The organism is Microbacterium deferens, assembly GCF_045517775.1.
Classification (GTDB): domain Bacteria; phylum Actinomycetota; class Actinomycetes; order Actinomycetales; family Microbacteriaceae; genus Microbacterium.
Map to the genome: position 1 here is coordinate 1,157,154 of NZ_JBEUWT010000001.1, position 24,657 is coordinate 1,181,810.

Consider the following 24,657-nt stretch of genomic DNA (forward strand, 5'->3'; position numbering starts at 1 on the left):
AGTGAGCGCTCCTCCAGATTACGCGGGGCCCCGCACCACCGATGTAGGCATTTCGGGGGACACGACACGCGCGCCGCGGCGCGCGCACTGTCAAGCGGTAGCCGTGGTGGCGTTCGTCGCGTTGAGTTGACCGAATGCAGCCACCCGCGAATCGCCCGCCCCACCCCGTCGTCATCATCGGCGGTGGAAACGCCGGGCTGTCGGTCGCGGGCCGGTTGCGACGTCAGGGCGTCGGCGACGTCGTCGTCATCGAGCCGCGGGAGCAGCACGTATACGCGCCGCTGCAGTCGCACGTGGCGGGCGGGCTCGCGCGCGCCTCGGAGGCGGTGCGCCCCCAGGCCGACGTCACACCATCCGGGGTCGAATGGATCCGCGACCGTGTGACGAGCGTTGCTCCGCACGACGACAGCGTCACCCTCTCCTCGGGCACCGTGGTGCGGTACGCGCACCTCATCGTCGCCGCGGGGATCGAGCTGCGGTGGGATGCGGTGCCGGGCCTCGCCGAGGCGATGCGCACGCCGCTCGGCATCTCGAGCTACACGCACGAGCTCGCGGCCAAGGCTTCTCTCGCGCTGCGCGATATCCGTGACGGCACCGTGGTCTTCGTCCAGCCGCCCGAGCCCGCCACCTGCGCCGGCGTCGCCCAGAAGCCGATGTATCTGGCGAACGACTGGTGGCGGCACGATCCGCGACGCCGCGTGCGATCGGTTTTCGTCTCGCCGGAGTCGCAGGCCTTCCGGATCGATGAGATCTCCGACGAGCTGCAGCGCAAGATCGACGACTACGGCATCGAGACGCGATACGCGCACGACCTCATCGAGGTGCGCCCCGAGAGCCAGGAGGTGGTGATCGGGCGCGGCGGCGTCAGCGAGACCGTGCGCTACGACCTGCTGCACGCGGTCCCACCGCAGGCCCCGGCGGCGTGGATCGCCGAGAGCGGGCTCGGCGACGCGGACGGTTTCGTCGATGTGGACGAACGGATGCTGCGCCACCGCCGCTTCGACAACGTCTGGGCGTTGGGCGACGCTACCGCGATCACCCCGACGCGGTCGGGCGGCGGCATCCGGCCGCAGGCCACGGTGCTCGTGAAGAACCTCGTGGCGGTCGTGGCGGGCAGGCAGCCCCATGCCGTCTACGACGGCTACACGGTGACCCCGATCACCGTGAGTCGACACACCCTCGTGTTCGCCGAGTTCGATCGAGACGACCGTCTGGCACCGACCGTACCGGGGTGGCGGACCCTGTTCCGCGAGCGACGGCTGACGTACCTGCTCGACCGGTGGGTGCTGCCGTGGGTGTACTGGAACCTGATCCTTCGCGGGCGTGCATGACGGTGCCCCGGATACCCCTATGCTGAGCGCCATGATCGCTCTCAGCAGAATCACCGACCAGGCCGAGTTCACCGCCCTGAACGGCGTCTCGGGCTTCTTCGGGTTCCTCATCTACGTCGTGGTGGTCATCGCGCTCTGGCGCGTGTTCTCCAAGGCCGGCTACCCGGGGTGGCTCGCGATCATCCCGATCGTGAACGTGTTCGTGCTCGTGAAGGTCGCCGGGTTCTCCGCGTGGTTCGGCCTGCTGTACCTGATCCCGATCGTCAACATCGTCTTCCACATCATCGTGTCGTTGCGCACCGGCAAGGCGTTCGGCCAGGGCGCGGTGTTCTCGATCTTCCTGCTGTGGCTCTTCTCGTTCATCGGGTACCTGATCCTCGGCTTCGGCTCCGCCACCTACGACAAGCGCCGCATCGACGCTTGAGTCCCGCCCCTCTCATCGAAGAGCTCGGCGCCCGCACGCGCACCGAGCGCTGGCGGCGCACCGCGCTGCTGGCACTCGTCGTCTACGGTGTCGCCGTGCTGCTCATCGCGTTCTGGCCGGTGCCCGTCGACAGCGGCGCCGTGGGGCTGCTCGACCGCATCGAGCGTCTGCTGCCGTGGGCGACGTACGGACGGATCGAGGTCGCCGCGAACGTCGTGTTCTTCGTGCCCCTGGGGTTTCTGCTGAGCCTCGTGCTCGAGCATTCCCGCTACCTCGTGCTGCCCATAGGGCTGCTCACGACGATCGCCATCGAGGGGCTTCAGGCCGAGCTGCTCGACGAACGCACGGCGAGCATCTCCGACGTGCTCGCGAACACCGCGGGCACCTGCATCGGCATCCTCGTCGCCGCTGCGATCATCCACCGCCGCGACGTCGACCCTCCGGGGCGGCGTAAAGTCGCGGGATGAGTAGCGACGAGAACGACACCGCCCCGACCGGCTCCGACACCGACCTCGGCAAGCTGATCGCGAAGGTCGACGACGAGCACGGCGAGGACGGCGCGGCCGCGATGGCCGACCAGCTGCGCGGCAAGGTCGAGGAGACCGAGGCCGAACCCGAAGCGCCCGGCGACCTCGAGGACTGACGCGATTGCACCGAAAGCCGCAGACACCCGGGCGCGCTTCGCGCAGCATCCGGGTGTCTGGGGCTTTCAGCGTGGAAACGACCTCGGTCAGCTGAGCCTGCGGCGGTAAATGGCGATCGCGGCGGCGTAGGCGACGACGAGGATGCCGAGGAGCCACGCCAGCGCCACCCAGATCGCGCCTCCGACGGGCTGGCCGGCGAACAGGGCGCGCACCGTGTCGACGACCGACGTGACCGGCTGATTCTCGGCGAACCAGGCAACCGGGCCTGGCATAGAGTCGGTCGGCACGAACGCCGAGCTGATGAAGGGCAGGAAGATCAGCGGGTAGCTGAAGCCGCTCGCCCCGTCGATGGTTCTCGCCGCGAGGCCCGCGACCACCGCGATCCATGTCAGCGCGAGCGTGAACAGCACCAGGATGCCGGCGACCGCCAGCCAGGCGCCGACCGAGGCGCCGGTGCGGAAGCCGAGGATCAGCGCCACCCCCACGACGATCGCGAGGGCCGTGACGTTCGACGCGAGCGACGTGAAGACGTGCGCCCACAGGATGCTGGAGCGTGCGATCGGCATCGACCGGAACCGCTCGAAGATCCCGCCCTGCACATCCAGGAACAGCCGGTAGGCGGTGTAGGCCACCCCCGATGCGATGGTGATCAGCAGGATGCCGGGCAGCAGGTAGTCGATGTAGTGCTCGTTCGACCCGGTGTCGATCGCTCCCCCGAGCACGAAGACGAACAGCAGCATGAGCGCGACCGGTGTGACCGCGGTGGTGATGATCGTGTCGGGGCTGCGCAGGATGTGACGCAGCGAACGACCGGTCAGCACTCCGGTGTCGCTGAGGACGTGCCCGGTCATGAGAGGTCCTCCCGGTGCGCGGGCCCGTCTCCCGAACGGCCGACCAGGGCGAGGAAGACGTCCTCGAGCGTCGGCTTCTTCTCGACGTACTCGACCTGAGCGGAAGGTAGCAGCCGCCGCAGATCGTCGAGCGTGCCGTTCTGGATGATTCTGCCCTCGTGGAGGATTGCGATGCGGTCGGCCAGGTGCTCGGCCTCATCGAGGTACTGCGTGGTCAGGAGCACCGTGGTTCCACCCGCGGCGAGTCGGGCGATCGTCCGCCACACCTCCGCGCGCGCCTGGGGGTCGAGGCCCGTGGTCGGTTCGTCCAGGAAGATCACGGGAGGGTCGCCGATCAGACTCATGGCGATGTCGAGACGACGTCGCATGCCCCCGGAATAGCCGCCCGCCCGACGACCACCGGCCTCGACGAGGTCGAAACGCTCCAACAGGTCGTCGGCGATCGCGCGGGGATTCTCCAGATGCCGGAGCCTCGCCACCATCACGAGGTTCTCACGGCCGCTGAGCACCTCGTCGACGGCAGCGAACTGCCCCGTGAGGCTGATCGACTCCCGCACCTCGCCGGGTTGGGTCGCGACGTCGAATCCGTGCACCACCGCGCTCCCCGCGTCGGCCCGCGACAGCGTGGAGAGGATCCGCACCAGGGTCGTCTTCCCCGCCCCGTTCGAGCCGAGAAGGGCCAGGATGCTGCCCTCTTCCACTTCGAGGTCGACCCCGCGCAGCACGGGGACGTCGCCGAAAGACTTGGTGACGCCTCGCACGTCGACGGCGTTCATGACGGTGAGCTCGACCCACCCGCCGCGGCGTCGATCGCCGAGGTGAGACGGGCTCGTTCCTTATCGATCCACTGCGCGCCGGAGTAGGCGCGGGCGAAAGACTCGGCGAACTCGACGGGATCGTCACCCACGATCTCGCGCACGGGCGTCGCATCGACCGCGGCGCGTTCCCAGAGGTCGGCGTGGTCGCCGAACATCGCCACCAGCGTGTCGCCGTCCGTGACGCCGGCGTAGTACATCAGGTAACGGCTCAGCGCTTTCGCGGCCCGGTGATAGGGCTCGGGCAACGCCTCGATCCTCGCGGTCGCCTGTCGATACTGCTTCTTCTGGTCCAACGACCCGGTGACGGCTTCGATCCACTTCGCAGCCATGGCTACTCTCCTTGGTTTCTCGCGTGCGGGGTGTGGAGGTTCTCTATCCGCTCGACGAGAAAGCTCCACGACTTCCAGAACTCGTCGAGGTACTCGCTCCCCTGCGCATTGAGCGAGTAGACCTTGCGGGGCGGCCCCTTCTCCGAGGGCACCTTCTCGACGGCGACGAGCCCCCGCTGCTCGACGCGGATCAGCAGCGCGTAGACCGTGCCCTCGACGATGTCGGAGAATCCCTGCTCCCGCAGCCGGGCGGTGATCTCGTATCCGTAGGCGGGTTGCACGGCCAGCAGCGCCAGCACGATGCCCTCGAGCGTGCCCTTGAGCATCTCGGTCATCTGTTTCGCCATACGAACCCTCTCTACTCCGTGACACTGGGTACCGGTAAATAGTAACGCCGGGTACCGGTACCTGGCAAGACCGAGTACCGAGATCGGGGCTCGCCTCGCCCCTAGCGCGACAGACCCGCGGAAGTCGAGCCCGCGCAAGGAGTTGGCGCTCCCGCGCGGCGGGGGTCAGACTGTGGCGACACCATGACGACACCTGTCGTCGCGAACAGGTCCTGACTGAGGGGGAACCACAAGAATGAGCACCCGTGTGGCGGTCGTCTGGAACCCGTCGAAGACCGAGCGGGAGGCGCTGGAGGCGCCCGTGACCGCGACGCTCGGCGCCGATGCCGATGTCCAGTGGTTCGAGACCAGCGTCGACGACCCCGGCCAGGGGGCCACCCGCCGGGCCCTCGAGGCGTCACCCGACGTCATCATCGTCGCCGGCGGCGACGGCACCGTGCGCGCGGTCGCCGAGCACCTCGCCGACGAGAAGGCCGATGTCGACCTCGGCATCGTGCCGCTCGGCACGGGCAATCTGCTCGCGCGCAACCTCGGCGTGCCGATCAACGACATCGACAAGGCGGTCGACCGCGCACTCACCGGTACGGCCACCGCCATCGACGTCGGCTGGGTCGATGTCGACCTCGACACGGGAACCGAGCGTCACGGCTTCGTCGTCATGATCGGTTTCGGCATCGATGCGCAGATGATCGCCGAGACCGATGACGAGCTCAAGAGCAAGGCCGGCTGGCTGGCCTACGTCGAGTCGCTCGGGCGGGCCCTCGCCGCCAGCGACATCGTGCCCTTCCACCTCACCGTCGACGACGAGCCCGGTCGCGACGAGGAAGGCCACACCCTCCTGATCGCCAACTGCGGCACGCTGCAGGGCGGCTTCACGCTGCTGCCCGACGCCGACCCATCCGACGGCGAGCTCGACTTCCTGCTGCTGAGCGCCGAAGGACTCGGCCAGTGGATGGGAACCCTCAAGACGATGATGTGGGACAACGGGCTCATGCGTCTGATCACCAAGAAGGACGACACGACCAGCTCCGAGTCGGTCACGCACGGCCGAGCGAGGAAGATCCGTGTGACGCTTCCCGATCCCCGCGCGTTCGAGATCGATGGCGAGGAGATCGGCGAGACGCGGGAGTTCACGGTCTCGCTGCAGCCGTCCGCGGTGAAGGTGCGCTGACCCGGGAGAGAAGAGGGACCCCCGCCCTGTCGAGACAAGACGGGCGGGGGTCCGATTTCTTCACGTGACGATTCGCGGTGCCGTGCGTCTCGTCGCTGAACACAGACACTAGCGGATTCTGTCCCCTGAATGGGGGACAGAATCCCCCTGTCACCGTTTTCCCCTAGTTTCGGTGGTTGTCCCGCCCCGAACGGCGCGCGTTCGCCGCCCCGTGGCGCGTCCGCGCGGCCGTCGCCGCGTCGCATAAGCTCTTCGAGCCGGGCGGGGGGCCTCCCGGCAAAGGGGGAACGACGCCGGTGCCAACGGACGACAGTACGAACGACGATTTCGACGACATCGCGAGCAGCTTGCGGGATCTCCGCGCCCGCGCCGGCGGACCCTCGTACGCAGAGATCGGGAACCGCATCGCGCTCGCCCGGATCGAGCGCGGGGTGCCCCTCTCGGCATCCACGCCCGCCAGGACGACGGTCTACGACGCTTTCCGTCTGGGTCGCTCCCGGATCAACGCCGCGCTCGTGGGCGAGATCGTCCGCGCGCTCGGAGCCGACGACGCCGAGGCCGAGAAGTGGGAGACTCGCTGTGGTCTCGCCCAGAAGGCGCGGCGCGCGGCACCTGCGCCGGTGACACCCGCTGCGGCGGGGGCGTCCACCGGGCCGCGCTCCACGATGTGGACCGCGATCCTGCTCATCGGCTGCGTCGTGCTGAACTTCTCGGGCAGCGCGGCGGTCGCCACGCTCGGCCTCCCCCTCTTTCTCGACATGATCGGCACCGCCGTGGCCGCGATGGCCTTCGGGCCCTGGTGGGGAGTCCTGGTCGCTGCGGGCTCCACGGGCATCGAGACGGTCACCGGCACCCCCGACGCCCTGCCGTTCGGAATCGTCAACATCGCCGGCGCACTCGCGTGGGGATACGGCGCTCGTGCGCTCGGCGGGGCGCGGTCGCTGCCGAGGTTCCTCGCGCTGAACCTCGTCGTCGGGGTCGTCTGCACGATCGTCTCCGTGCCGGTGCTGATGATCCTCTTCGGCGGCGAGACGGGTCACGCGAGCGACCAGATCGCCGAAGGGCTCATCTCCTCGGGCGAGCATCTCGCCCCGGCGGTGTTCACCGCGAACCTGCTGACCTCACTGGCCGACAAGCTCCTCTCGGGCTTCATCGCCCTCGCGGTGATCGGCCTGCTCCCGGCCCGCATGCTGAAGCACGATCTGGTCGGGTCGATGGTCGGCCGCATGGCGACGGGTGACGCTCGACGCGATGGCGAGACGCGGACGGATGCTGCGCTGCGCGCCTGACAACAGCGGCGAGCGCAGCATCCGTCGCGCACGGATCCACCGACACCGTCGGCGGTGAATCACTCCGCCCGCAGGCGGAGAGGAGAGACCGGATCCCCCACGGCTCGGCCTCTCCACGGGAGAGATCTGTGAGCGGGCCGGGAGACAAAGGGGCTGCCGTCCGACCCGCTCGTCTTCGACGCTATGCCGGTGCCGCCGGGCTCGCAGCCCGATAGGCCTACTCCGAACAACCCCGAACACGCCCGGACACAGGCGGCAGGTGGACGGCGGTCGTATCCCACCGCCTCTCCGATGGCAATGGGTCGGCCCCGAGAGAGGGGCGGACGACAGAGTGGGGCCATGAGAAGCATCACCTACGCGGGCGAGACGATCATCACGACCGACGAGGTCGCCGAAGCACTGGTGACGCTCACAGCCGCCATCGCGAACGACGGCCGGGCCGAGGCGGTGACGATTCCGATCGTCTCGCGCACGACCGATGACGGCGGCACGGCCGACCTCGTCATCGGGGTCGGCAACGACGTGCTGTCGGCCCCCGCCGAGTGGGAGGGCGACGAGCTCGACTTCTCCGAGGCGGCCGAGACCCTGCGTTCGCACCCCGGATATCCGCGCCGCGCGGAGACCGGCACCGAGCCGTATGCCGCGAACGATCCCGACACGAGTTGGGACCCCGACCTCGACGGCTTCACGCGCGCCTAGCGGGCCCGACGGCCTCCGAAACCCCGAACGATATCATCCGCTGAAGGTCGGTCTCCGAACCACCCGATGTGCACCGCGCGGGTGCAATGCTGTTCATGGTTGGGGAACCGGAACGGCGGATCGGAGACGTACGTGGAACCCACCTCGACCCGTCGGCCGTCGATCGCGTGGAGCGACCAGGTAGCGGTCTTCGCGATCATCGAACTCGACCGCACCGGCATCGTGCAGAGCTGGAACTCCGGCGCCGAGCGCATCAAGGGCTACTCCCGCGACGAGATCATCGGGGAGCACTTCTCCCGCTTCTATCGACCCGAAGACCGCGAGCGCGGCGTGCCTCAAGCATTGCTGACCTCGGCGCTGGCACACGGCTATGTCGAAGACACCGGCTGGCGCGTGCGGTCCGACGGCACTCTCTTCTGGGCGCACGTCACGATCACCGCGGTGCGCAACAGCGTCGGCACGCCGACGGGCTTCGTCAAGATCGTCCGCGACCTCACCGCGTCCAAGCGCGCCGACGACGAACTCAACGCGTTCCTCCGGTCGTTCGTCCACGACTTCCTCTCGCCCGTCACGGCCGTGCGCGGATACGTCGATCTGCTGCGCGAGGGTGTCGGAGACGCCGACGAGATGCTGGGGCACCTCGAAGCCACCAGCGACCACCTCCTGGCGATGGCCACCGCGCTCGCCGAGCGCGTGCGCGACGACCCGCCGCCGCGGCGCGACGAGGTCGCCCACGCCGGCACTCTGGTGCGCGAGGCGGCGGGCCTCGTGCTCCCCGGCGACCTGTTCGGCCGCCTGTCGTTCTCCCTCACCGACGACGCCGCTGTTCAGGGTGACGCGACCGAACTGCGTCGCGCCGTGCAGAACGTTCTCGAGAACGCGGCCAAGTACTCCGAGTCGACCATCGACGTCGACGTGCAGGCCACCGACGACACCGTCGACATCGTCGTGCGCGACCGGGGCCGCGGCATCCACCCCGACGACCTCCCGGCGATCCTCGACGACGGTGTGCGCGGGCGGATGGCCGGGGACGACGACGGCGGCAGCGGCATAGGACTCGCCAGCGCCGCGCGGGCCGTCGCGAACGCGGGCGGCACGATCGAGCTGGAGAGCTCCGTCGGGCACGGCACGACGGTGCGCATCCGCCTGCCCCGAGCCCTCGACGAAACCGGGCGGTAACAACACGACCCCCGCCCGAAACGGGAGTCTGAGAGGTTGCTGGTACCCACACGGGACGCGCCGACGCGAGCACGCGTCGACGCGTGCGTCAGCGAGTCCCTCTACCCGTAGAAGGGCTACTCACGCATGTCTGACACCACTGGCAGAGGCAGGATGCTGCGCGCTCGCGGCATCGCGCTCCTCGTCACCACGTTCGCCCTGGCGAGCGGATCGGTCGCGCTCGCTCCCGCGGCCTTCGCCGCGGCCCCCGCCGCGAGCATCTCGATCGATGTCTCCCCCGATGAGGCGACGGAGGGCGACACTCTCGAGGTGACCGTGACCTCCACCGGCACGAGCGACCTGTACGCGTACGACCTGATCTTCACGTACGACCCCGCGGTGCTCGAGTTCGACGAGGACTCGGCAGTCGGCCCCGACGGCGGATTCACCACCGGCGCGCTCGGCGACGGCCTGATCGCGGTGACCCACACCCGCCTGGGCACCTCCCCCGGCCTCACCGGTGCGGTCGAGCTCGCCTCGTTCTCGTTCCGCGCCATCCACGGCGGCGACACCGAGATCGCCCTCGCCTCGGCCGAGCTGGTCAGCTCGACCGACGAGACGGCGACCGAGACCGACATCGACTCCGCGTCGGTATCGCTCGTCGCCCTCCCCGACCCGACGCCGTCGCCGACGTCGTCGCCGACCGACAGCGCGACGCCGACCCCGAGCGCGAGCGCCTCCGCGACCTCCGTCCCGGTCGGCTCGACCGGCCAGCCCCTGGCCGCCACCGGCGCCGATGCCACCCCCTGGCTCGTCGCGGGTGCCGGTGCCGTCGTCCTCATCGCCGCGGGTGCGCTCCTGGTGATCCGTCGTCGTCAGGCGGTGTCCGAATGATCCGCACGCAGACCACGACGCCCTCCTCCCCCTCATCCCGTAAAGGCCCCCTCGTGACAGCATCCACCCGGCGCATCCTCGCCGTCGCGGCCGCGCTGGGAACGGTCGCCGCCGCTTCCCTCGCCGTCCCCGCCACCGCGGCACCCGCCGCGGCGGCCGAGAGCGCACCGTTCCTCGCGCCGTACTACACCGAGCTCGACCAGACGGGCGACGAGCAGGTCACCGACGCCGACCTGTCGGTGCTGTCGGCCGCGATCGGTGCGACGAGCACCGACCCGCAGTGGGCCGAGTACGCGACCTTCGACCTCGACGCCGACGGCGCCGTGACGGTCTCCGACCTCGCTCTGCTGTCGCAGCGCATCATCTACGACGACGGCCCGTTCGCTCTCGTCGAGGCCGACGTCATCGAGATGCAGGCCGCGATGAATGCCGGCGTCACGACGTCGGTTCAGCTGACGCAGGCCTACATCGACCGCATCAAGGCCCTGGACAAGGTGACGGTCGAAGGCGGTGCACGACCGCTGAACTCGATCATCACCGTCGGCGAGCAGGCGGCGCTGGCCGCCGCCGCCGCCGCCGACACCGTGCGCGCCGACAAGGGCATGACGAGCATGCTCCTCGGTGTGCCGATCGCGGTGAAAGACAACTACAACACCGTCGACATGCCCACCACGGCCGGCTGCGGGTGCTGGAGCGGCAACCAGACCACGACCGACGCGACGATGGTGAAGGGCCTGCGCGCCGACGGTGCGGTCATCCTCGCCAAGGCGAGCATGGACGAGTTCGCGATCGGCTTCACCTCGCAGTGGTCGGCGTTCCAGGCGCCCGGTACGGCGCTGACGGTCTCGAGCCCGCTCGACACGTCGCAGTCCTCTGGGGGCTCGAGCGGTGGCACGGGCGCGTCGATCTCGGCGAACCTCGCCGCGATCGGCTTCGGCACCGACACGGGCGGCTCGATCCGCATCCCGTCGACGTACAACTCCCTCGTCGGTGTTCGTCCGACCGTCGGTCTCGCCAGCCGCGCCGGCATCGTTCCCCTCGCCCTGTCGCAGGACACCGGTGGCCCGATCGCCCGGTCTGTGACCGACGCCGCGGTCGCCCTGGATGCGGTCGTCGGCGCGGATGCGGCCGACCCGATCACGGCGAGCCAGGCCGGCAAGGTACCGACCTCGTACACGTCGTACCTCGACGCCGACGCGCTCGACGCTAAGACGTTCGGCTACGTTCCGGCGATGTTCGGAACCAACGCCAGCACCCTGGCGCTGTGGGAGCAGACCAAGGCGGAGCTCGTGAAGCAGGGCGCGAAGGTCGTCGAGGTGACCCCGCCGGCCGGGTGGGACGCCATTCTCGCCGAGGGCAGCGGCAGCGGTCCGGAGTTCAACCACGACCTCCAGGAGTACATCGCCACCTACCTCGACCCCGACGTGTCGGCGAACAGCCTGCTGAAGATCAGCCAGTCCGACAACGCGGTGCCCGGACGCAGCGCCCGCCCCTATGGCGAGCGCGCAGCCGTGACCGAGGAGGCGTACCAGGCATGGGGAGGCCCGACCGGAACCCACACGACGCAGCTCGCGAAGGGCAAGACGCTCGTGACCACGCTGATGGACGACCTGGATCTCGACGCCATCGTGTACCCGAGCGGCAACCCGTACAGCCCGATCGGGAGCAACATGCGCCTCAGCCCCAACACGGGGCTCCCCTCGGTCACCATGCCGATGGGCTGGGCGGCCGCGGTGGGCACCTCCCCGGCAGGCAACGTCAACCTCGAGTTCCTCGGGCGCGACTTCGCCGAGGGTCCGCTGCTCGGCTACGCGTACGCGCTCGAGCAGGCCATCGACGGTCGCACCGCGCCGACCCTGTACGGCCCGCTGAAGTAACCCGCGCATGAGGAAGGGCCTCCCGGTGTCGACCGGGAGGCCCTTCTCTCTGCACGCGGCGACGACCGCGTCAGATCACTCGAAGTTGCGGTGGCGGGCGACGAGATCTTCGAACTTCGCCCCCGTGCGACGCACCAGCATGAGGTACAGCACGTCCCAGCCACCGGTCGCGGACGGTCAACTTCCCCGGCGCTCGTGCCCGCATACCCCGTGCGCGGCTGCGCGTCCAGGCTCCGGGCCTGCTCCATGCATCCGCCTAACCTGGCTGGACCGTCGGAAAGGACGCCCGTGCTCACCGGACTCGTCACCTCGCTCACCCTCTTCACCGCTCTGCTGTCGGGGGCTCTCGCCGACGGCACGCCCGAGACGCCCGCCGACGGCGCCGCCGGCGTCGTCTACGTCTTCGTCGCCATCGCGGGACTGATCGCCGTGGCTGCGGTCGGCGGGATCGCCTTCGTGCTCCTCCGCGGGCGTCGCGGGCGCAAGCGGCGCTGAGTCCACACCTCTGCGCGCCGCTCACCACCGAACGGCAGCATCAGCGCGTGGAGTCGCGCAGCATCGTGGGGATTCGATCCCGCGCGAGCCTCGCCTAGGGTCGGAGACATGACCGCGCGCATCTCGCTCTTCGGCCGGCTCGTCCTCGCGCTGATGATCACGGCCGCGGCGGTTCTCCTGCCGGCCGCGGCGGCGACGGCCGACGTCGACGACTTCGCGTTCGACTCGTTCCACGCCGACATGCTGCTCACACGCGCCGCCGACGGGCATGCCGAGCTCTCGATCACCGAGACGCTCGTGGCCCGCTTCCCCGACAGTGATCAGAACCGCGGCATCGTGCGCGCGATCCCCGACGACGACGGCGGCGTACCGCTGCACACGACCGTCACATCGGTGACGTCGGGCGGCGGCGAGCCCCTCCCGTACGAGGTGAGCGAACGCGGCGGTTTCATCGAGGTCGCGACCGGCGACGACGCCTACGTGCGCGGAATGCAGACCTACGTCATCTCTTACACGCAGCGCGACACGATCCGCGCGTTCGCCGACACCGACGCCGACGAGTTCTACCGGGACCTGAACGGCACGGGGTGGGAGCAACCCTTCGGCGAGGTCAGCGCCTACATCGTCGTCGACCCCTCGCTGTCCGATGCGCTCACGGGGAACACCGCCTGCTACGTCGGCGCCGAGGGCTCGAGCGACACCTGCGAGATCGTCGAGCGCGAGACGGCGCAGGGCGAGCCGAGGGAGTTCTTCCCGCAGGCGTTCGACCTCGAGCCCCGTGAGAACGTGACGGTCGCCATCGGCTTCGCGCCGGGCACCTTCGTTCCCGGCGAGGTCGAGCGCAGCGCGGTGCAGGACTTCGCCACCGACGCGGCCCCCGCGTTCCAGGCCGGGGCCGTCGCCGCGATCGCGGCGAGCATCGCGGCGGCGACCGCGGCCCTCCTCGCCCGACGCCGCAGCCGCGACGCGGAGGGACGCGGCATCATCGTGGCCGAGTACGACCCGCCGCGCGAGGTCTCGGTCGTGCAGGCCGCACACCTCGTCGCGCGCCCCGCAGCAGCCGTGCCCGCCGCGATCGTCGATCTCGCCGTCACCGGTCATGCACGCGTCATCGCGCACGACGATGCGGCCTCCGACGTGTCGCTCGAATACCTCGCCCCGAGCCCCGACGATCCGGCCCGCCAGCGCACGCTCGACGCGGTGTTCGGACTCGCCCCCGAGCCCGGCCGACGTCTGCGGCTGAAGGGCGCCGACGCGCAGATCGCGTCGCGTTTCACCAGCCTCTCGGCCTCGGCCGTCGGCGAACTCCACGCGGCCGGCTTCACGCAGAAGCAGTCGCATCGGCTGCCCGGTGCGGCCTTCACCGTGGCTCTCATCGCGTTCGCCGTCGCCGTCGTCTGCGCCGTGTTCGCCGCGATGGGCGACGCCCCGCGCTGGGTGCCGGGGGCCGCCGTCGCCGTCGCGATCCTCGCCGGGATCGTCACGGTCACCATGTGGCGCACCCGCGACCGCATCACCGAGCTCGGCGCGCCCGTCCGCGACCATCTCATCGGCCTGCGCGACTACCTGCAGTTGGCCGAGGCCGATCGCATCCGCATGCTCCAGAGCCCCGAAGGGGCCGAGCGCACGGGGCCGGAGGCGGCCGAGGTGCTGCACCTCTACGAGCGCCTCCTCCCCTACGCGATCATCTGGGGCATCGAGAAGGAGTGGGCGGGTGTGCTCGCGGCGCAGGCCGAGCAGACGGATGCGTCGATCGACTGGTACCGCGGAACCCAGGCGTTCTCCTCCGCCCAGCTGGTGGCCCTGATGACGGCGTCGCGGACGGCGGCGAGCCCGCCTGCGCCGGCGTGGGACTCCAGCGGCGGGAGCAGTTTCTCCGGGGGCTCCATGGGAGGCGGGTTCTCGGGCGGCGGCGCCGGGGGCGGCGGAGGCGGAGGCCGGTAGCGTCCGCGTCACACACGCGTCACGTGCGCCCCCTATGCTTCGAGCATGTCTGCCCGAAGACGTACTCGCCGCCGCTTCTCGTCCACCCGCCCCCCGCACCGCCAGCCGGTGTGGCTCATCGTCGGGGCGGTGATCGTCGCGCTCGGAACCGTCCTGCTGGTCGCCGCGGCCCTGCTGACCCGATAACCGGTTAGGGATACCCCGGTATCGACACGACGATCGCCCTCGCTACGGTGGGTGGCATGGAGTTCCTGTCGTGATCGAAGCCCATTCCCTGACCAAGCGCTACGGCGCGAAGACCGCCGTCGACACCATCGACTTCACCGTCCGTCCGGGACACGTCACCGGATTCCTCGGACCCAACGGTGCGGGAAAGTCCACCACGATGCGCATGATCGTGGGCCTGGACCGCCCCACGAACGGGTCGGTGACGGTGAACGGCAAGCCCTACGCCGAGCACCGCGCGCCGCTTCACCAGGTCGGCGCGCTGCTCGACGCCAAGGCGGTGCACACCGGCCGCAGCGCACGCAACCACCTGCTGGCCATCGCCGCCACCCACCGGATCGGCGCGAAGCGCGTCGACGAGGTCATCGGCCTCACCGGACTCGAGTCCGTCGCCCGCAAGCGGGTCGGCGGGTTCTCGCTCGGCATGGGCCAGCGCCTCGGTCTCGCCGTGGCGCTGCTCGGCGACCCGGCCACCCTGATCCTCGACGAACCGGTCAACGGCCTCGACCCCGAGGGTGTGGCGTGGGTGCGTCAGTTCGTCCGGCACCTCGCGAGCGAGGGCCGCACCGTGTTCCTGTCCTCGCACCTCATGAGCGAGATGGCCCAGACGGCCGACCACATCATCGTGCTCGGGCGCGGACGGATCGTGGCCGACGCCCCCGTCAACGAGATCCTTGCCAACGCCTCGGGCGGTTCGGTCAAGGTGCGCACCCCTCAGATCACGCGGCTCGGCCCGCTCCTCGAGAGCGAAGGCGCCACCGCGACGGCGACCGCACCCGACCTGCTGTCTGTCACGGGCATCGCCGCGCAGCGCGTCGGCGAGATCGCCGCGAGCGCGGGTGTGGTGCTCTACGAGCTCACGCCGCTGACCGGCTCGCTCGAGGACGCCTACATGGAGCTGACTCGCGACAGCATCGAGTACGCCACCGCCGACTACGACACCCCCACGACCGCGGAGGCGAACCGATGAGCACCTCGACCCCCACCCCCGTGTTCACCCCCACCGGGCGCGACCTCAGCTTCGGCGGAGCCGTGGCGTCGGAGTGGATCAAATTCCGCAGCATCCGCTCGACCTGGTGGTGCTACGCGATCCTGCTCGTCCTGACGGTCGGCTTCACTCTGCTGCTGGCCTCATCGCTCAGTGTCGACCCCGCGCCCACCGGCGATTCGGCGCAGGCGCTGTCCGTGCAGGCGGTGACCATCAGCACGACCTTCGGTGCGCTCGTCGTCAGCGTGCTCGGTGTGCTGATCATCTCGGGCGAGTACGGCACCGGCATGATCCGTTCCACGCTCACGGCCGTGCCGAAGCGGACGCCCGCGCTCCTGGCGAAGGCCCTCGTGTTCGCCGTCGCGACGTTCGTCGTCGCCGTGATCTCGTTCGGCATCTCGATCGTCGTCGCCGTGGCGCTGCTGTCGGGCAAGGGACTCGATACCGACCTCGCAGACCCGCAGTACTGGCTCTCCATCCTCGGCGGCGTCGGCTATCTCGTGCTCGTCGGTCTGATCGCGTTCTCGCTCGGCGCGATCATCCGCAACACGGCGGGCAGCGTCGCCGTGGCGCTCGGCCTCGTGCTCGCCGCCCCGATCGTGCTGAACATCGTGGGGGTGCTCACCCAGCTGGTGTGGATGCAGAACCTCGAGAAGATCCTGCCGTCGTCGGCGGGAAGCGCCCTCGCGGCCTACCCCGTCGAATCGCCGGGCGCCCCCACCACGGAGGGACTCTGGACCATCGAGCCCTGGGCCGGCGGGCTGATCCTCGTCGCGTGGGTCGTCGTGCTGTTCTCCGCGGCGATGGTGCTGCTCAAGCGCCGCGACGCGTGACGCTCGCGCTCGGGCCCCTACCATCTCGGGGGCCCGAGCGCGAACCTGTGAGCACGTACATGTGAAACGCATAGCGTTCGATGATGGACAATCCCTCAGAACGTTCAGCCCCCCGCCCCACCCCTCCCGCCAGCACGGAGCGGTTCGACCCCGCCGTCGGAGCGACCCGCAGAGCCGCGGCCCCGACCCCCGCCCGCTCGAAGAAGCCGCGGACCATCGTCGGTCGCCAGCCCTTCTGAGCCCCGGCAGGATGCCCTAACGCATCCGCTTCGGCAACCCCGGCCTGACGTCACGCCGCCCCGCTTATCGTCGAACGTGCCGCGCGGGAGAACTCCGCGACGCACGACGACGAGGGAGCACAGCATGACCCGTTTCGGCTACACCCTGATGACCGAGCAGAGCGGTCCTCGCGAGCTCGTGCGGTACGCCGCGTCGGCCGAGGACGCCGGGTTCGACTTCCTCGTGTCGAGCGACCACTTCTCCCCGTGGCTCACGAGCCAGGGCCACGCCCCCTACGCGTGGACCGTGCTGGGCGCGGTCGCGAATGCGACGTCGAAAGTGGAGCTGATGACCTACGTCACCTGCCCCACGCTGCGCTACCACCCCGCCGTCGTCGCGCAGAAGGCCGCGACGTTGCAGATCCTCTCCGAGAACCGCTTCACGCTCGGCCTCGGTTCGGGCGAGAACCTGAACGAGCACGTCATCGGCGAAGGCTGGCCATCGGTGCAGCCTCGACAGGAGATGCTCGTCGAGGCGATCGAGATCATCCGAGCACTGCACACCGGCGACCTCGTCACCTACGACGGCGAGTACTTCCGCGTCGACTCGGCTCGCATCTGGGACGCGCCCGACGCCGGCGTGCCGATCGGCGTCGCGGTCTCGGGACCGAAGTCGATCGAGAAGTTCGCCCCGCTCGGCGATCACCTCATCACGACCGAACCCGACGGCGACCTGATCTCCGCGTGGGACGACGCACGATCGGGTGAACCCGCGTCGCGCAAGATCGGCCAGATCCCGATCAGCTGGGACCCCGACAAGGATGCGGCGATCGCCCGGGCCCACGACCAGTTCCGCTGGTTCGCGGGCGGCTGGGCGGTGAACTCGGATCTTCCGACGCCGGCCGGTTTCGAGGGCGCGAGCCAGTTCGTGCGGCCCGAAGACGTCGCGGAGTCGATCGCGTGCGGCCCCGACCTCGACGCCCTCGCCGAGAGCGTGCGCCCGTTCATCGACGCCGGCTTCACCGACATCGCGATCGTGCAGGTCGGCGACGAGCAGCAGGAGCGCTTCGTCGGCGAGATCGCCGAACCGCTGCTCGAGAAGCTCCGCGCCCTCTGACGCCGGTCAGAGGAGCGACCGCGTGACCAAGACCGAGCTGCTCGTGGTCCCGCTCGCCCCGCGCACGGTCAACGTGTAGAGCTGCTCCTCGTCACCACAGGCGAACGCAAGTTCGGTGTAGCCGTCGGACGAGAGCGGCACGGCGGCGGACGGCACGACCGAAGCATCCGTCGTCCCGACTCCGATCCATGCCTCATCGGCTCCGGTGGCGGTCCAGGTGAAAGCGAGGGGCACGGTTGCCGAGCGGTCGTCGGCGCACTCGGCCACGGTCGTGCTCACCGCGAAGGCGGCGATGACCGGCGCGGTGCTCTCCGCGGGCCCGGGTGCCCCCACGCTTCCCGGTGCGTCACCATCGGCCGGCGGCCCGGTGGGCGAGGACGCCGGGCCGGACGGCAGAGCAGAGGATGCCGCGTCCGATCCCGCCGGCGACGAGGATGCTGTCGGCGACGCCGACGTCGCGGCGGCGGGCGCCTCGGGCGCGGCTCCGTTCGCGATCGCCCACCAGGCCAGCAGGACCGCGACGACGATCAGCGCCGCGCCGCCCACATATCCCCAGACGATCCGCCGACGCACGGTCGACTCGACGGTCTCGGCGCCGGCCGGGTCGTTCGGCCCGGTCATTCGGTGCTCCTCGGTCTTGGGGACGACGAGGGGGAGGACGGGATGCGACGACCCCGCCCTCCCCCTCGGTGGATCACTCGGCGGAACGCCGTGCCCGCGTGCGGGCGAGCACGAACACACCCGCGCCGAACATCATCAGCGCGACGGCCCCGGCCCACAGCGACCCCGGGTTCGACCCACCCGTGGCCGCGAGGCTCGAGTCGTTCGGCGGCACCACGACCGCCGGCGCGCCGGTGGTCGTCGGTTCCGGCGTCGGTGCCGTCGTGGGCTCCGTCGTCGGAGCCGTCGTGGGCTCCGGCGTCGGCGTCGCGGTCGGCTCGGGTTCGACGACCGGCGGTTCCACAGCACTCGCCGTCTCGGTCGCCCAGAAGATCGACCGTGCGATGTCGCTGAACGCACCGACCGGGTGGTTGCGGTACGTCGGCGACGTGCCGAACAGGAAGACCCTCTCGCCGGTGACGGGCGAGACGGCCGATACCGCGGCCGGCTGCCCGGCCGCATCGGCCTGCGATGTGCCAGCGGTCGCCCCCGCGGCCCAGTGGCCCGAGGTGAACGGTTCGGCCGTGTACGTTCGCTCGACCGTCACCCCCTGGCCGAGGGCGGTGAACCACGTCGCCGGCGAGACGAATGCCGTGTCCTGCGCGTAGTCGCCGAGCACCCCGTCCGCCGGCGTGTCGATCGAGACGATGCCGTTCGAGCGGCCCGTGCCGTTCACCGCGGTGATCGGTGCGAGCCCGTAGGTCGCGACGAACGATGCCGCGCTCGCGCCCCGGCCGACGACCGCCGGTTCGGCTGCGGCCAGCAGTTGCGCCACGCGCGCCTTACCGGCGGCGCTCTGTTCCGGGTTCCACCCTCGGTCCGACACGGGGAACGACAGCGACGCGCCCACGAAGAGCACGTCGATCCCGTCGAAGGTGGCTGCGCCCGAGAGGATCGACGTCTCGTTCACCTCGACGAGGTCGGTGAACCCGAGCTTGGTGAGCGCGTCGCGGTCATCGGCGTTGCTCGCGTATCCGACGCGCACCGAACGCAGTCCGACGACACCCTCCTCGCGCAGACCCGATCCGTCGGAGGCCTCGACGTCGACACCGTAGATGTCGGCGATGGCCTGGGCCGCAGCATCCGCCGTCGCATCGCGTCGGAAGACGACGGTGCCGTCCTCCAGCTGCGAGAGCGCGATCCCCTCGCCGAGCAGCTCGTTGATCGCCTGGTAGTCGGCGACGCCCCGCGGCTCGAACGAGAGGTACGCGCCCCCGGAAGCCAGCGAACCCGTCAGAGGCGCCTCGACGATGCGCTCGAGCGCCGTCGTCGGGGCGGGATCGGTCGTGTAACCGAGGGCCTCGACGTCGGCTCCCCACAGCAACGACAGGCTCCACGCGGAGATGTCGTACATGTCGGGCACCCGGTCGGTGATGTCGGTGCCGTCGGCGAGCAGCACGTTCGCGAGGCCGCGGACGGGCTGGTGCATGTCGACGTAATAGGACCCGGCGGGATAGGTGACGCCCTCGGCGGTGAACGGTGCCGTGGTGCGCGAGACCTCGATGCCGTTGACGAGCAGCTGCTGCACGAGCGTCTGCGCGTCGGAGTCGGAGCGCTGGCCCGCGCCCTGCGGGATGACGTAAGCGCGCGGGAAGTCGGTCGTGTAGATGTCGTTCTCGTCCCAGATGTCGGTCCACTCCGTGGGCACGCCCTCGGGGAGGTCGTCCGGCGAGACGTCCGCGGGGATCTCGACGCTCTCGGCGCCGGTGAGCCCGCGCCCGAAGATCTCGATCTGGTTCTCCAGCAGCGAGGCGCTGTTGTCCTGCACGTAGTCGGCGACGGTATCGATGACCACCTCGGCGACCTCGATGTTCACCTTCGCGCGCGCCGGCTGGTCGCCGCTGCGACCGAGCGGCAACTCGACCGTGTTGGTCACGGCACCCTGATACGCGACGTACTGCGGGGCGAAGATCGGCGGCCAGTCGTCCCATCCCGAACGCTGGTCGCGGTAGGGGATGTTGATGAAGCCGGTGTTGGTCGACGTCACTCCCCCGGTCTCGGGGTTGTAGTAGGTGTTGCCCGGGATGTTCGCCTCGGTCACGGCCTTCTCGATGTCGAGCGCGGTCGCGTAGGCGTGCGGCACGAACAGGTCGTACTCGTAGTTCTCGCCGTGGGGCGGACCGCACGGCTCGACCTGCAGCACGCTGGTGTAGCCGTGCAGATCGATGAAGTACGTCGGCTGGATGATGCTGGCGAGGTCGCGAACGATGGATGCTTCCTTCGTCGCGCCGGTGATGAAGTCGCGGTTGGGGTCGTACCCGTTCACGGTGCCGCGCTGTCCGAGCGCGCGCCCGTCGGGGTTGTTGGTGACCGTGAAGTAGATGCGATGGTTGTCGAGCAGATCCTGGACGACCGGGTCGGCGCTGGTGGCGAGATCCTCGATGTAGTTCAGGGTGGCGTCGGTGCCCTCCCACTCGTTGCCGTGGATATTCGCGTTGAACCACAGCGGCACCTTGTAGCCCTCGGCGAGCGCCGCATCGGAAGCCGCCGCCGCGGGGTCGTATTTCACCTTGGTCCGCCAGGCGTCCTGCTGAGCCGTCTCGGCGGGGGTCTCACGCGACGTCACCGTCACCATGTAGATCTCGCGGCCCTGGTAAGAGGTGCCCACGACCTGCGACGACACGCGGTTGCTGCGGTCCATGAGGCGGTTCAGGAACGGCGCGATCTCGTCGTACGGCATCACACCGCGCGCGATCGACGCATCGGTGGGCAGGTCGGGGACGACGGTGAGACGGGGCTGGTACGGATACTGCGTCGGCATGTCGATCGACGACGTCGGGCGCACGATCGAGAGCGCGGGCGGGGCGACCGCCGCCGTGGCCGGCGCGAACGCCAGCATGGACGAGACGATGGCGACGACGCCACCTATGGACACGAGAGCACGGGTTCGCACGAAGCGGACTCCATTCGAGAGGGGGGAACTCGACGCACGCTCGGAGCTGAGCGCGCGAGACCACGCCGTCCGGTGGGACGCGGATCGAAGAGACAGGCGGTGCCCCCACCCTAGGAAGCGCGTGTTTCGCTCCCGTGTCGGTCGGGTGTCGGGAAGACTATGCGCGGGCTATGCGGGGATCGGACGGTCGGCGACGCGCGCGACGCGGTCGGGTTCGACCGTCACGACGAGGGACGGCGTCCGCGCGACCCCGTCGACCGCCACGACGTAGCGCCCCGGGGCGAGTCCTTCGAAGAGCACGCGCCCGGCCTGATCGGTGAGACCGTCCCGCTCGACGCGGAGGCATCCCTGCCGCGCCAGCGTGACATCGGCTTCCGCCGCGAACGCCCCGTCGTCCGCGCACAGGTGAAGCTCGACCGCGCCGGCCATCGGCACCACCACCGGAGTGACCTCGACGTCGCCGCGGCTCGGGAGCTCCACGCGCTCCTCCGAGAGCGCGTAGGGCAGCCAGTCGTGACCGAAGCGGCGGTAGACGAGCAGCTCATACCCGCCGGCCGGAGCCCGGAGGGCGAAGCGGCCCGCGCGGTCGATCTCGACCACGAGCGTGTCGCCGTCGAAGGGATCGACCGGGGTGGGCTCGTCCAACAGCGCGACGGCGTACTCGCCCACGGCACCCGAGATCACGCCCGTCACGCGTCCGGCCGCGGTCAGGACCGCGTCGACGTCCACGGTCTCCACACCGGCATCCACGATCACGCGGGCCGCATCGTCGCCCCGGCGGACGTTGGGAAACCAGGCCTCCGCGTATCCGAAGGGGGCATCGGGAAGAGCGATGTCGGAGGGGCGGAACAGCACCGCGTAGCGACCGGCAGGGACGTCGCTGATCGCGTAACCGCCGTCCGATCGCGCCGTGGCGCTGTACGCCCGACCGGTGGTCTCGTCGATCGCGACGATGTCGCCGGCAACCGGCTCGCCCCTGTTCGAGGCGAGGCGCCCGAGGATGCGGCCCGTCCCCGGCTCTGCGGCGATGGCCGCGGCCGGCGCGAAGAACGATCCCGCGACGACCGCGGAGGCGAGGAGGGCGGCAGCCCGGCGCAGCGACCCGGGCCGGTGCGAGCCGTTCGAGTGGTTCACGTGCCCGCTCCTGCTGAGGTCGATCCGCCGCCGTGGTCGGCCGCGGTCGCCGCACCGTAACAGGTGCGGATGGCGCGGAGGTGACTACTCGGTGTCGCTTTCGTGCTCGATCTCTCCGGCGGCGATCGCCTCGGCGTAGGTGCGCAGGTCGGGTCCGGGTTCGTAGTCGATGAACCGGTCCTTCAGACGGGCGTTCAGCTCGGCGAACGCTTCGTCGGCCGTCGCCTCGGGGTGGGTCTTCGCGACGTCGACGACCGCTTCGCGCAGCACTCGGTTCGCGTCGTCGACGATCTTCGCCCGCGCCGGTTCGTTCCAGGAGATCTCTGAGGTCTTCATGCCGCGAGCGTACGTCGCGCGGGGTCCGCGAAAGCCGGGGTTGCGCCCGCGCTACCGACGGTGTGCGGCGGAGTCGGAGCCGATTCTCTCATCGACCCAGCCCTGGAGCTTCCAGGCCGGCACGCGGAAGACGCGGGCGATCGCCGCGACCGAGTACCGCGCCTCGATCACGGCCGCGACGGCGAACTGCGGCAGGGTGTCGAACGAGCGGCCGGCCAGCGCTCCCGTGCGCAGATCCGCGAACGTCCGCGGAGGCCGCTCGGCGGGCGCGGCCGGATCACGCGGCGATGCCGCAGCGACCGTCGGCGCCCCCGCGGGCGCGTAGCCGCGCGACGGGGACGGGGGCGCAGCATCCGCCGAGGTCTCGCCGACCGAGACGAACGAGCGCACCGGCACCCCGAGCGCATCCGCCGCCGCGAACAGCGTGAACAGCGTCGTCGCACCCTCGCCGCGCTCGAGCGCCGACAGTGCGGGGGCGGCGACGCCGGCGAGCGTGGCGAACTCCTGCAGCGACAGCCCCTGCGCCGTCCGGTGTTCATGGATGCGGCGGCCCAAGGCGGCTACGCCGACACCCGCTCGTGCCGCCCTCTCCGAGCGTCCGTGCGATGCGATCGTCCCCATACGATCCTCCCCGCCTCGGATCGTAGCGCTACCACATGAACGCCGCATCCCGAAGCCCTCCGTGGATGCCTTATCCTGGAGGAGCAAGGGGAGTACTCCCACTCGCGGCGCTGCCGTCATTACGGACTCGACATCGAGTCCCGGCACGTCGGTCCCGACCCCGGTCGTGATGGAGGAGACCTTGACGTCGTTGTAACGTCCTCTCACCCCTGGAGCTCTCCCGTGGAGATCACGCCTCTCATCTGGCTTATCACGATCGCGGTCACCATCGCGTTCTTCGTCTACGAATTCTTCGCGCACGTGCGCACACCGCATGAACCGACCGTGGGTGAGTCCGCCCGCTGGTCGGCGTTCTATATCGGGCTGGCGCTGCTATTCGGTGTCGTCATCGGCGCGGTGTGGGGCTGGGACTTCGGCGGCGAGTACTACGCCGGATACCTCACCGAGAAGGCGCTGTCGATCGACAACCTCTTCGTGTTCCTTCTGATCATGACGGGCTTCGCGGTGCCCAAGAAGTACCAGCAGAAGGTGCTGATGGTCGGCATCGTCATCGCGCTCATCATGCGTGGCGCGTTCATCGCGGTCGGCGCGGCGCTGATCGACAACTTCTCGTGGATCTTCTACCTCTTCGGCGCCCTGCTGCTGTTCCTCGCGTACCGCCAGGCCTTCTCCCACGGTGAGAGCGACCCCGCCAACGGCAAGTTCATGAGGTTCGTTCGTCGCCACCTCGCCGTCACCGAGGAGTACCACGGAGACAAGCTCACCGTGAAGCTGGACGGCAAGCGCTTCGTCACCCCGATGCTGCTCACCATCGTCGCGATCGGTTTCATCGACCTCGTCTTCGCGGTCGACTCGATCCCCGCGATCTACGGCCTGACGAATGAGGCCTACATCGTGTTCACGGCCAACGCCTTCGCGCTCATGGGCTTGCGTCAGCTCTACTTCCTCATCGGCGGCCTGCTCGAGCGTCTCGTGTACCTCGCCCAGGGGCTGGCGGTCATCCTCGCCTTCATCGGTGTGAAGCTCGTCTTCCACGCCCTGCACGTCAACGAGCTGCCGTTCATCAACGGGGGCGAGCCGCTCCTGTGGGTGCCCGAGATCCCGATCTGGTTCTCGCTCCTGTTCATCGGCGCGACCATCGCCGTCGCCACGGTGGCGAGTCTCGCGAAGACCCGCAACGACGCCCGGAAGAAGGACCGCACCCGCATCGAGGGCGAGCCCGTCATCCACGCCGACGAGGAGTCGCAGCACTAGCCCCCGCGTCCGCCTCTCGCCCGGCTCGTCCGGCCGCGAGAGGCGCGCGTCCGGCCACGGGCGGCGGAGACCTCACGAGCGGAGGACGGTTCCCCAGGAACTGGTCC

26 protein-coding genes are annotated in these 24,657 nt (G+C 69.8%); 17 read left to right on the forward strand and 9 right to left on the reverse strand.

What is annotated here, in order from left to right; genetic code table 11:
• Positions 1 to 134 precede the first annotated feature (134 nt).
• From ABTU82_RS05500 to ABTU82_RS05515, 4 genes are read left to right on the forward strand one after another with little or no spacing between them, the layout of a single operon-like run.
• Positions 135 to 1,331 carry an NAD(P)/FAD-dependent oxidoreductase gene (locus tag ABTU82_RS05500; RefSeq protein WP_407172253.1) on the forward strand — a complete coding sequence of 399 codons (1,197 nt, stop codon included), beginning with the start codon at positions 135 to 137 and terminating at the stop codon, positions 1,329 to 1,331.
• A gap of 31 nt (positions 1,332 to 1,362) precedes the next feature.
• Complete coding sequence (locus ABTU82_RS05505) at positions 1,363 to 1,755, forward strand: DUF5684 domain-containing protein (protein ID WP_116648391.1); 393 nt, start codon at positions 1,363 to 1,365, stop codon at positions 1,753 to 1,755.
• Positions 1,752 to 2,222 carry a VanZ family protein gene (locus ABTU82_RS05510; RefSeq protein ID WP_165817999.1) on the forward strand — a complete coding sequence of 157 codons (471 nt, stop codon included), beginning with the start codon at positions 1,752 to 1,754 and terminating at the stop codon, positions 2,220 to 2,222. Before ABTU82_RS05505 ends, ABTU82_RS05510 begins: the two co-directional genes overlap by 4 nt.
• Complete coding sequence (locus ABTU82_RS05515) at positions 2,219 to 2,398, forward strand: hypothetical protein (RefSeq protein WP_116648355.1); 180 nt, start codon at positions 2,219 to 2,221, stop codon at positions 2,396 to 2,398. The genes ABTU82_RS05510 and ABTU82_RS05515 overlap by 4 nt, the downstream gene beginning before the upstream one ends.
• Before the next feature lie 87 nt (positions 2,399 to 2,485).
• Here the strand turns inward: ABTU82_RS05515 and ABTU82_RS05520 are convergent, their stop codons facing one another.
• Genes ABTU82_RS05520 through ABTU82_RS05535 form a run of 4 tightly spaced genes read right to left on the reverse strand, consistent with a single transcriptional unit; the run spans position 2,486 to position 4,744 of the window.
• Positions 2,486 to 3,250 carry an ABC transporter permease gene (locus ABTU82_RS05520; protein WP_116648354.1) on the reverse strand — a complete coding sequence of 255 codons (765 nt, stop codon included), beginning with the start codon at positions 3,248 to 3,250 and terminating at the stop codon, positions 2,486 to 2,488.
• Positions 3,247 to 4,026: an ABC transporter ATP-binding protein gene (locus ABTU82_RS05525; RefSeq protein WP_116648353.1), complete on the reverse strand. Its 780-nt coding sequence runs from the start codon at positions 4,024 to 4,026 to the stop codon at positions 3,247 to 3,249. Before ABTU82_RS05525 ends, ABTU82_RS05520 begins: the two co-directional genes overlap by 4 nt.
• On the reverse strand, positions 4,023 to 4,397 hold the full coding sequence (locus ABTU82_RS05530) for a DUF1048 domain-containing protein (protein WP_116648352.1): 375 nt from the start codon (positions 4,395 to 4,397) through the stop codon (positions 4,023 to 4,025). The genes ABTU82_RS05525 and ABTU82_RS05530 overlap by 4 nt, the downstream gene beginning before the upstream one ends.
• A gap of 2 nt (positions 4,398 to 4,399) precedes the next feature.
• Positions 4,400 to 4,744, reverse strand: a complete 345-nt coding sequence (locus tag ABTU82_RS05535; RefSeq protein WP_116648351.1) for a PadR family transcriptional regulator — start codon at positions 4,742 to 4,744, stop codon at positions 4,400 to 4,402.
• Between the two features lie 235 nt (positions 4,745 to 4,979).
• Here ABTU82_RS05535 and ABTU82_RS05540 point away from each other — a divergent pair, with 235 nt between their 5' ends.
• From ABTU82_RS05540 to ABTU82_RS05595, 12 genes are all read left to right on the forward strand, one after another.
• On the forward strand, positions 4,980 to 5,915 hold the full coding sequence (locus ABTU82_RS05540) for a diacylglycerol/lipid kinase family protein (RefSeq protein WP_407172256.1): 936 nt from the start codon (positions 4,980 to 4,982) through the stop codon (positions 5,913 to 5,915).
• Between the two features lie 296 nt (positions 5,916 to 6,211).
• Positions 6,212 to 7,204 (forward strand): hypothetical protein, encoded by a 993-nt coding sequence (locus tag ABTU82_RS05545; RefSeq protein ID WP_407172258.1) that lies wholly within the window; start codon positions 6,212 to 6,214, stop codon positions 7,202 to 7,204.
• Between the two features lie 339 nt (positions 7,205 to 7,543).
• A complete protein-coding gene (locus tag ABTU82_RS05550) occupies positions 7,544 to 7,903 on the forward strand; it encodes a hypothetical protein (RefSeq protein ID WP_407172260.1) in 360 nt (119 codons plus the stop codon).
• 132 nt (positions 7,904 to 8,035) lie between these two features.
• On the forward strand, positions 8,036 to 9,082 hold the full coding sequence (locus tag ABTU82_RS05555; RefSeq protein ID WP_240606936.1) for a PAS domain-containing sensor histidine kinase: 1,047 nt from the start codon (positions 8,036 to 8,038) through the stop codon (positions 9,080 to 9,082).
• A 126-nt stretch (positions 9,083 to 9,208) separates the two neighbouring features.
• The gene (locus ABTU82_RS05560) at positions 9,209 to 9,955 is read left to right on the forward strand and encodes a cohesin domain-containing protein (protein WP_407172261.1); all 747 of its coding nucleotides are present in this window, start codon (positions 9,209 to 9,211) and stop codon (positions 9,953 to 9,955) included.
• Positions 9,956 to 10,008: 53 nt separating this feature from the next.
• The gene (locus ABTU82_RS05565) at positions 10,009 to 11,832 is read left to right on the forward strand and encodes an amidase family protein (protein ID WP_407172263.1); all 1,824 of its coding nucleotides are present in this window, start codon (positions 10,009 to 10,011) and stop codon (positions 11,830 to 11,832) included.
• Positions 11,833 to 12,120: 288 nt separating this feature from the next.
• Complete coding sequence (locus ABTU82_RS05570) at positions 12,121 to 12,327, forward strand: hypothetical protein (protein ID WP_116648338.1); 207 nt, start codon at positions 12,121 to 12,123, stop codon at positions 12,325 to 12,327.
• 108 nt (positions 12,328 to 12,435) lie between these two features.
• Positions 12,436 to 14,271: a DUF2207 family protein gene (locus tag ABTU82_RS05575; RefSeq protein WP_407172265.1), complete on the forward strand. Its 1,836-nt coding sequence runs from the start codon at positions 12,436 to 12,438 to the stop codon at positions 14,269 to 14,271.
• A 45-nt stretch (positions 14,272 to 14,316) separates the two neighbouring features.
• On the forward strand, positions 14,317 to 14,457 hold the full coding sequence (locus tag ABTU82_RS05580; protein WP_165817995.1) for a hypothetical protein: 141 nt from the start codon (positions 14,317 to 14,319) through the stop codon (positions 14,455 to 14,457).
• 70 nt (positions 14,458 to 14,527) lie between these two features.
• Positions 14,528 to 15,466, forward strand: coding sequence for an ABC transporter ATP-binding protein (locus ABTU82_RS05585; RefSeq protein WP_407172267.1), 939 nt, complete (start codon positions 14,528 to 14,530; stop codon positions 15,464 to 15,466).
• A complete protein-coding gene (locus ABTU82_RS05590; RefSeq protein WP_407172269.1) occupies positions 15,463 to 16,317 on the forward strand; it encodes an ABC transporter permease subunit in 855 nt (284 codons plus the stop codon). The genes ABTU82_RS05585 and ABTU82_RS05590 overlap by 4 nt, the downstream gene beginning before the upstream one ends.
• Before the next feature lie 363 nt (positions 16,318 to 16,680).
• Positions 16,681 to 17,652, forward strand: a complete 972-nt coding sequence (locus ABTU82_RS05595) for an LLM class F420-dependent oxidoreductase (RefSeq protein ID WP_407172270.1) — start codon at positions 16,681 to 16,683, stop codon at positions 17,650 to 17,652.
• Between the two features lie 6 nt (positions 17,653 to 17,658).
• Here the strand turns inward: ABTU82_RS05595 and ABTU82_RS05600 are convergent, their stop codons facing one another.
• The 5 genes from ABTU82_RS05600 to ABTU82_RS05620 all read right to left on the reverse strand — a co-directional run bounded on the left by ABTU82_RS05600 (position 17,659) and on the right by ABTU82_RS05620 (position 23,296).
• Positions 17,659 to 18,273: a hypothetical protein gene (locus ABTU82_RS05600; protein ID WP_407172271.1), complete on the reverse strand. Its 615-nt coding sequence runs from the start codon at positions 18,271 to 18,273 to the stop codon at positions 17,659 to 17,661.
• Between the two features lie 73 nt (positions 18,274 to 18,346).
• The gene (locus ABTU82_RS05605; protein ID WP_407172273.1) at positions 18,347 to 21,205 is read right to left on the reverse strand and encodes a M14 family zinc carboxypeptidase; all 2,859 of its coding nucleotides are present in this window, start codon (positions 21,203 to 21,205) and stop codon (positions 18,347 to 18,349) included.
• Positions 21,206 to 21,373: 168 nt separating this feature from the next.
• Positions 21,374 to 22,339 carry a carboxypeptidase-like regulatory domain-containing protein gene (locus ABTU82_RS05610; protein ID WP_116648333.1) on the reverse strand — a complete coding sequence of 322 codons (966 nt, stop codon included), beginning with the start codon at positions 22,337 to 22,339 and terminating at the stop codon, positions 21,374 to 21,376.
• Between the two features lie 84 nt (positions 22,340 to 22,423).
• The gene (locus ABTU82_RS05615) at positions 22,424 to 22,675 is read right to left on the reverse strand and encodes a hypothetical protein (protein WP_407172275.1); all 252 of its coding nucleotides are present in this window, start codon (positions 22,673 to 22,675) and stop codon (positions 22,424 to 22,426) included.
• A 51-nt stretch (positions 22,676 to 22,726) separates the two neighbouring features.
• The gene (locus ABTU82_RS05620; protein WP_165817993.1) at positions 22,727 to 23,296 is read right to left on the reverse strand and encodes a helix-turn-helix domain-containing protein; all 570 of its coding nucleotides are present in this window, start codon (positions 23,294 to 23,296) and stop codon (positions 22,727 to 22,729) included.
• A 222-nt stretch (positions 23,297 to 23,518) separates the two neighbouring features.
• Here ABTU82_RS05620 and ABTU82_RS05625 point away from each other — a divergent pair, with 222 nt between their 5' ends.
• Positions 23,519 to 24,550 carry a TerC family protein gene (locus ABTU82_RS05625; protein ID WP_407172276.1) on the forward strand — a complete coding sequence of 344 codons (1,032 nt, stop codon included), beginning with the start codon at positions 23,519 to 23,521 and terminating at the stop codon, positions 24,548 to 24,550.
• Positions 24,551 to 24,657: the final 107 nt, after the last annotated feature.